The following is a 6,887-nucleotide window of genomic DNA, read 5'->3' as shown; positions in this document are numbered from 1 at the left end:
ATGTCATCGAAGCTTTTCATGCTGCTGGCCATTTGCTCAGCCAGTTTCTTGATGTCAGATTGGTTAGTCATTGCTTATTCTCCTGTTAGTGGATTATAAGCAGTTACACAAAGTTTGGGAAACTCTCCATCTCTGAGCTATTGGCTATTGGCTATTGGCTATGAAATAGAGTACAAAAAACCTAAGATTAATACTTACATAGCGGTGCTAAAGCGTTGACATCATAGTGTGGCTTCTTTACCATCTTACTATGTATATGACCTGTCAATCCACTACTTGGATCGACGGGTTATTTTTATTTTAGTGTCTTTACTTTTATTTTCATACTCTGCCTATCTACTTATGCAACATTATAAGCTTGCTCATATTATTTATCGGAGTATTATCGTCGGCACTACACTCTCCTTGCTGCGTCAATCTTAGTCGATTGATAGCAGTGTTTGTTTATTAATAACAACTACCTTAATAACAATTACCGCAAAGAATAAAAAGTTGCTTACCATGGTTTTTCCATTGTCTTTCAAAGATTTTAAAAGCTATAGCTTACGTTTAGGCGTACTTGCCCTCCCTATCTTAATCACTCAGTTTTGCCAAGCCGCACTTGGCGTGGTCGATGCCATCATGGCAGGTCAAGTTTCGGCGCTCGATTTGGCTGCGGTAGCCGTTGGATCTGGTATTTGGCTACCGCTGTTTTTATTGGCCACAGGTGTGCTTATCGCAACCACGCCTCTAATTGGTGAAGCGATTGGTCAAGATCAGCACGGACAAGTACCACATATCACGCAGCAGTCTCTATGGACCGCCAGTGTCATTGGCATTATCGGTTTTATCATTGTTAATTTGGCTCCCAATGTTCTTGGCATTATGGGTGTCCCAGAAAACATTCAGCCGATAGCGACACAGTATTTACATGGTGTCTCATTTGGTTTCCCAGCGCTCGCTGTATATGCTGTTCTACGCAGTTATTGTGAGGCATTGGGTCGTCCTGAGCCTGTGACTGTCATTAGTATCATTGGCCTACTCGCAGATATTCCCTTGAACTATATTTTTATTCATGGGTTATTTGGCATGCCAGAAATGGGTGGTGCAGGCTGCGGGGTGGCGACAGCATTGGTGTTATGGATAAATGTCCTATTGCTTGCGGCCTATACTAGCTTCACAAAACGTCGCGAATTTGTGAGCACGCGATTTTTTTATGGCTTCTCTAGCCCTAATCGTACGCAGATTAAAAAGCTGTTAAAACTTGGTATTCCTATTGGCATCTCTATTTTCTTTGAAGCCAGTTTATTTAGCTTAGGCGCACTCGTTATCAGTCCCTTGGGTGAGCTAGCAACAGCATCGCATCAAGTGGCACTGTCAGTGACCTCACAGCTATTTATGATACCGATATCTGTCGCCATGGCGCTCACTATCATGGTCTCCAATCGATTTGGCCAAAAAAACCTATTAGCACTGCGCCAAGTGCAAGCTACTGGACTGGTATGGACCGTATTGATCGCTTTGACTTGTATGCTTGGGATATGGCTATTCAGACCAGAACTGGCAGCAGCATTCACGGATAACCCAGAAGTTAGAGCCCAGTCTATGCATTTGCTTATCTTTGCACTTGCCTATCAATTATTTGATGGCTGGCAGGTTAACGTTGCTGGTATATTGCGCGGCATGCAAGATACCACTATACCGATGTGGGTAACGCTCTTCTGCTATTGGTTAGTTGCCCTACCACTTGGCGTTTATCTAGTACGTTTCACTGACGTTGGTGCGCAAGGATTTTGGATGGCGTTGATTACAGGTTTGTTCTTATCATCTATTTTACTTACTTTGCGTCTACGCTATCAGCAAAAACGCTTAACTATACTATGGGGTTGAGCCAATTGCTTATGGATTGCATTTTATAATCATTGTTAGCGTTATTTGATCATACAGACTATGAAAAATCGTAGATATTTTCTTACTAAAAAGATGGCTTACGTCAAAATATGTAAAAATTCTCAGTTAACAACTGTACATTGATTGCTCATTGCCCTGAATCTAGGTATCATTAGCAATTAATTAGACAATATTTAGTTACACTATTTCTCGAATTTAGTACAAGGCCAGATAAAAACTATGGATATTGAAAAAATACGCACCCTCATCGCCCTTATGGAAGAAAGTGAACTGGTTAATTTAGAAATCAGTTCTGACGACGAGCATATTAGCTTAACTCGTCACTATGACGCGCCTGCGCCAACTATGATGGCTGCGAGCGCTGCTCCTGCTGCCGCTGTTGAAGGCAAACCTGCAGAAAAAGCGGGTAGCGTTGAGTCTTCACCAATGGTTGGTGTTTTCTATTCAGCACCAAGCCCTAATGACCCACCATTTGTGAAAGTCGGTCAAAAGGTTCAGGCAGGTGATACTTTAGGTATTATCGAAGCCATGAAAATCATGAACCCGCTTGAAGCGACTCAAAGTGGTATTGTTGACGAAATCTTGGTAGATAACTCTGAAGTCGTACAGTTCGGTCAACCTGTCATACGCTATAAAGCGTAACGATATTTGCCATACTTTATTTCATTATGGCTGACTTTTGGTATATATACCGCGTCAATGCTAAATAACATGATGCTATGTATCGAAACTCAGTCAATGACTGACGCTTCGACAAGGATGAACCCATGATAAAAAAATTGCTCATTGCCAACAGAGGTGAAATTGCCCTGCGCATCGTCCGCGCCTGTAAAGCGCTAGGTATCGAAACGGTAGGTGTCTACTCTACTGCTGATGCCAACTTGATGCACTTGCGCTTTGTTGATGAGGCAATTTGTATTGGCAAGCCTAATGCTAACCAAAGCTACCTTGATATCAATACCATCTTAACCGCTGCTGAAATCACTGGTGCAGATGCTATCCATCCTGGTTATGGCTTTTTGTCTGAGAATGCTGAATTTGCTGAACAAGTAGAAGAAGCAGGATTGACCTTCGTTGGTCCTAATGCTGATCATATTCGCCTCATGGGCAACAAAGTTTCTGCCATTAACGCCATGAAAAAAGCTGGCGTACCAACTGTACCTGGTTCAGTTGGCGCTGTGACCCTGCATAATGCTGAAGAGCAAGCACGCAATATCGGCTTTCCACTATTGATTAAAGCGGCCTCTGGCGGCGGTGGACGCGGTATGCGTGTGGTTGAACGCTTTGACGAACTAATTGGTCAGGTACAAGCCGCCAAACAAGAAGCTGAGCTATGGTTCGGTGATGACACTGTCTATATGGAGCGCTATCTACAAAACCCGCGCCACGTAGAAGTACAGGTGCTAGGTGATGGTAATGGTAATGCTATCCATCTATATGATCGTGATTGCTCATTACAGCGTCGCCATCAAAAAGTCCTAGAAGAAGCACCTGCCCCAGACATCCCAGATGATGTACGTGAGCCAATCTTAAAAGCTTGCGTAAAAGCGTGTGAGCTTGTTAAGTATCGCGGTGCCGGCACATTTGAGTTCTTGTTTGAAAATAACGAATTTTTCTTTATTGAAATGAACACTCGTGTACAGGTTGAGCATCCAGTGACTGAGATGATTACTGGTATTGATGTTGTTGTCGAACAGCTCAAAATTGCTGCCGGTTACGGCCTGTCTTATCGTCAGAGTGAGATTGAGATTCAGGGTCATGCGATCGAATGTCGTATCAATGCCGAAGATGCAGCGACTTTCGTACCTTGCCCAGGTACTATCAGTCAATTGTTCACGCCAAGTGGTTCTGGTATCCGTTTTGACTCTCATCTATACCCTGGCTATGAGATACCGACCTATTACGATTCATTGATTGGTAAGCTTATATGTCACGGTCAAACTCGTCAGCAAGCTATTGCTAAGACAGTACATGCTCTTGATGAGCTGATTATCGAAGGTATCAAAACCAACATACCTTTGCATCGTGATGTAATTTTGGCGGATGATAACTTCACTCGTGAAGCGCAAAACATTCATTATCTCGAAAGAGAGCTGCTGACTGCGAATAAAGCTAAAAAAGACTTGTAGGCTAAAATACTTATAGAGTTCGCTAAGTTTAATTAAAACAGCACATAAAAAAACCGCTATCAATATAGCGGTTTTTTTATGTCATCAATAAGCTATCAATTATACGTAAAGTACAAAGAGCATATCTGATTACGGTAACACTCTATTGAAGTTCATAAAGCACTCGTTACCATCAGGGTCAGCACACCATTGCATCTGATTACCATCATGATTAATAAATGCAATTAACGCTTCATCAGTCTGGTCGATCTGATTGCCTGAGCAGTCTACTTCATTATTATCATAAACAGTCTTGATCGCAATAACTGGCAGCCCTTCTTCACGATGGGTAACCAGATATCGGCCGTATGTCCACTCTTTGCCACTGACAGACCACATCTCATTATCCGCACTAAAGTTATATAGCTCACGGCACTGGTTAGACTTACCAACTGACGCAAGTAAGTTCTTACTAGTAGTTGGTTTGATGTTTAGAACCCGATCTTCACTTTGAGTCAGTACGCCACCGTCCATGCCCGTCATTACCTTAGGCTCTACTCTGCTTGCTTGTTGCACACTATTTGATACTGACTGGTTAGCTTCCGCTTCCTTGGTCATCATGGCGTGAGTAGAATGAGCGCTGCTGTCCAAGTCTATTTCCCACTGTCCAGCGATGGCTGGACTAATATGAGTGGTGATGGACGGCTTGGTAATAGCCTCACCATTCGCAGGCAACGAAGCCAAAATAGATGCTAGCGTGAATGAAGCAAATGAAATAGGTTCCATAATTAACCTTTTATTTATAATATTTTAATATATACATTAGCGTAAGTCTTAGACACCAAAAACACAAGTAACATTATGCTATTGCTCATAAACCTGTAGTCGGAATTTCATAGGTATTTATAGCAAAAAATAACGCCATCGCTTTACTTGCTAGAAACAAGGAGCGATGGCGTTATTAGCATACAGAATTCTGCGTGATATTAATGACTACTTAATATTAAGCAGCTTCTGTGTTTAGCGCTTGAGCAAAAGCCGATAATGCCCCTTTTAGCATGGCTGATACCGTACTGCTACAAGTACCGATACCTGAATATACCTCGCCATCGACATTTAACTGAATATAAGCAGCAGCGTTGGCATTAGTTTTGTTATCACTATTGGTATCATCATCGATACCATTACCACTGTTATGATGCGGGTTAATCGCATGCTCTGCATAGTTAATAATATGTAGTGATTTGCCAGTATGCTGCGCAAGTCCGTCAATAAACGATGATAATGGGCCGTTACCCGTGCCATCAATATCAATGGTATCGCTATTCATCTGTACTTGACCACTAAAGTAAACCGCGCCGCCTTTATTGTTGACGCTATAGTCTAGTAGTTCAAACTTACCTTGCTGCAAATAAGTATCTTCAAAGGTCTGCAAGATTTCATCATTCTGCAGCTCGCGTGCCGCCGCTTCAGCTTGCTTTTGTACCACACGGCTAAAGTCGATCTGCATCCAACGTGGTAAGTTGAAACCATAGTTACGCTGCAAGATATATGCGACGCCACCTTTACCCGACTGGCTATTGATACGTACCACATCTTGATAGCTACGCCCAATATGCGCAGGATCAATGGGTAGATAAGCCACGTCCCAGACATTGTCTGTTTCGCTCTGATTACTTTCATTGTAGTCGAGAGATTTTTTGATAGCATCTTGATGTGAGCCACTAAATGCCGTGAAGACCAACTCGCCTACATAAGGATGACGAGGGTGCAATGGTAAATTATTGCATTCGCTCACCACCTGTACGATTTCACTCATGTTGCTAAAATCAAGCTCAGGATCGATACCTTGGCTAAACAAGTTCATGGCCATGACCATGATATCCATGTTACCTGTACGCTCACCGTTACCAAGCAATGTGCCTTCGATACGATCCGCGCCCGCAAGCACGCCCAATTCGGCGGCAGCTACCGCACAGCCACGGTCATTATGAGTATGCAAGCTCACAATCACATGCTCGCGCTGGGCCAGATTGCGGCAGAAGTACTCTACTTGATCAGCAAAGACATTAGGCATAGAGGCCTCAACAGTCGCTGGTAAGTTAAAAATAACTTCCTGACCCTGCTGTGGTTGCCACACGTCACACACTGCATCGCAAACCTCTACAGCATATTCAGTCTCTGTCTGGCTAAAGCTCTCTGGCGAGTACTGAAATACCCAATCTGTCTCAGGGTACTTTGCTGCATATTCTTGCAATAGCTTAGCACCTGCAATAGCAATCTCTTTGATTTCAGCTTTATCTTTGCCATAGACTTTTTCACGTTGTACACGGCTGGTTGAGTTATAGACATGGACAACCGCACGTTTCGCACCTTTTAATGATTCAAAAGTACGGGCAATCAAATGCTCGCGCGCTTGTACCAATACTTGTAACGTCACATCTTCAGGTACGTGGTTTTCTTCGATAAGCTTACGCGCAAAGTCAAACTCTACCTGCGCCGCTGACGGAAAACCAATCTCAATCTCTTTAAAACCCACATCTACTAAAGTCTTAAAGAAGCGCATTTTTTGTTCAATGGTCATCGGATCAATCAGTGCTTGGTTACCATCACGCAGATCCACACTTGCCCATATCGGTGACTTCTCAATTGTTTTGCTTGGCCAAGTACGATCTGGCAGCGATGGCGCAAATGCAAATGGACGGTATTTACGGAAGTCAAAAGCGGCACTTTTTGGTGTGATCTTTGCAGTCCCTGTGGCTGCGGTGTGCGTGGCTTGGTCAGACATAATCAATCCTTAGATGATATGGTTATTTATATATTTAGCTAGGCGATTAGCTGTTGATTAGATCAGTATTTATCATACGAGATAACTAGTGTTCATACCAT

At 43.0% G+C, this 6,887-nt stretch carries 5 protein-coding genes and 1 pseudogene; 3 read left to right on the top strand and 3 right to left on the bottom strand.

Going from position 1 to position 6,887, the window contains the following annotated elements:
• A pseudogene (locus tag JMX63_RS14715) lies at positions 1–71 on the bottom strand (transposase); the annotation flags it as partial.
• 430 nt (positions 72–501) lie between these two features.
• On the opposite strand from JMX63_RS14715, the gene JMX63_RS05465 reads away from it, so the two are divergent.
• The 3 genes from JMX63_RS05465 to accC all read left to right on the top strand — a co-directional run bounded on the left by JMX63_RS05465 (position 502) and on the right by accC (position 4,019).
• Entirely contained in the window at positions 502–1,869 is a 1,368-nt protein-coding gene (locus JMX63_RS05465) for an MATE family efflux transporter (RefSeq protein WP_201571461.1), read from the top strand.
• 240 nt (positions 1,870–2,109) lie between these two features.
• Positions 2,110–2,532: an acetyl-CoA carboxylase biotin carboxyl carrier protein gene (accB, locus tag JMX63_RS05460; protein ID WP_101204416.1), complete on the top strand. Its 423-nt coding sequence runs from the start codon at positions 2,110–2,112 to the stop codon at positions 2,530–2,532.
• 125 nt (positions 2,533–2,657) lie between these two features.
• Positions 2,658–4,019 carry an acetyl-CoA carboxylase biotin carboxylase subunit gene (accC, locus tag JMX63_RS05455; protein ID WP_201571460.1) on the top strand — a complete coding sequence of 454 codons (1,362 nt, stop codon included), beginning with the start codon at positions 2,658–2,660 and terminating at the stop codon, positions 4,017–4,019.
• Positions 4,020–4,148: 129 nt separating this feature from the next.
• Here the strand turns inward: accC and JMX63_RS05450 are convergent, their stop codons facing one another.
• Positions 4,149–4,784: a hypothetical protein gene (locus tag JMX63_RS05450; RefSeq protein WP_201571455.1), complete on the bottom strand. Its 636-nt coding sequence runs from the start codon at positions 4,782–4,784 to the stop codon at positions 4,149–4,151.
• Positions 4,785–5,001: 217 nt separating this feature from the next.
• Entirely contained in the window at positions 5,002–6,786 is a 1,785-nt protein-coding gene (gene leuA / locus JMX63_RS05445) for a 2-isopropylmalate synthase (RefSeq protein WP_160021915.1), read from the bottom strand.
• Between the last annotated feature and the right edge of the window lie 101 nt (positions 6,787–6,887).

The sequence above is a fragment of the Psychrobacter nivimaris genome, assembly GCF_904846365.1.
GTDB lineage: Bacteria > Pseudomonadota > Gammaproteobacteria > Pseudomonadales > Moraxellaceae > Psychrobacter > Psychrobacter nivimaris_B.
The sequence above is the reverse complement of the archived record's forward strand: the minus strand, read 5'-3'. Positions and strand labels throughout refer to the sequence as shown.

What these genes read in the sequence shown, in the direction of transcription:
- JMX63_RS05465 (WP_201571461.1), top strand. Translation starts at nt 502, where the DNA reads ATGGTTTTTCCATTGTCTTTCAAAGATTTTAAAAGCTATAGCTTACGT.
- accB (WP_101204416.1), top strand. Translation starts at nt 2,110, where the DNA reads ATGGATATTGAAAAAATACGCACCCTCATCGCCCTTATGGAAGAAAGT.
- accC (WP_201571460.1), top strand. Translation starts at nt 2,658, where the DNA reads ATGATAAAAAAATTGCTCATTGCCAACAGAGGTGAAATTGCCCTGCGC.
- JMX63_RS05450 (WP_201571455.1), bottom strand. Translation starts at nt 4,784, where the DNA reads ATGGAACCTATTTCATTTGCTTCATTCACGCTAGCATCTATTTTGGCT.
- leuA (WP_160021915.1), bottom strand. Translation starts at nt 6,786, where the DNA reads ATGTCTGACCAAGCCACGCACACCGCAGCCACAGGGACTGCAAAGATC.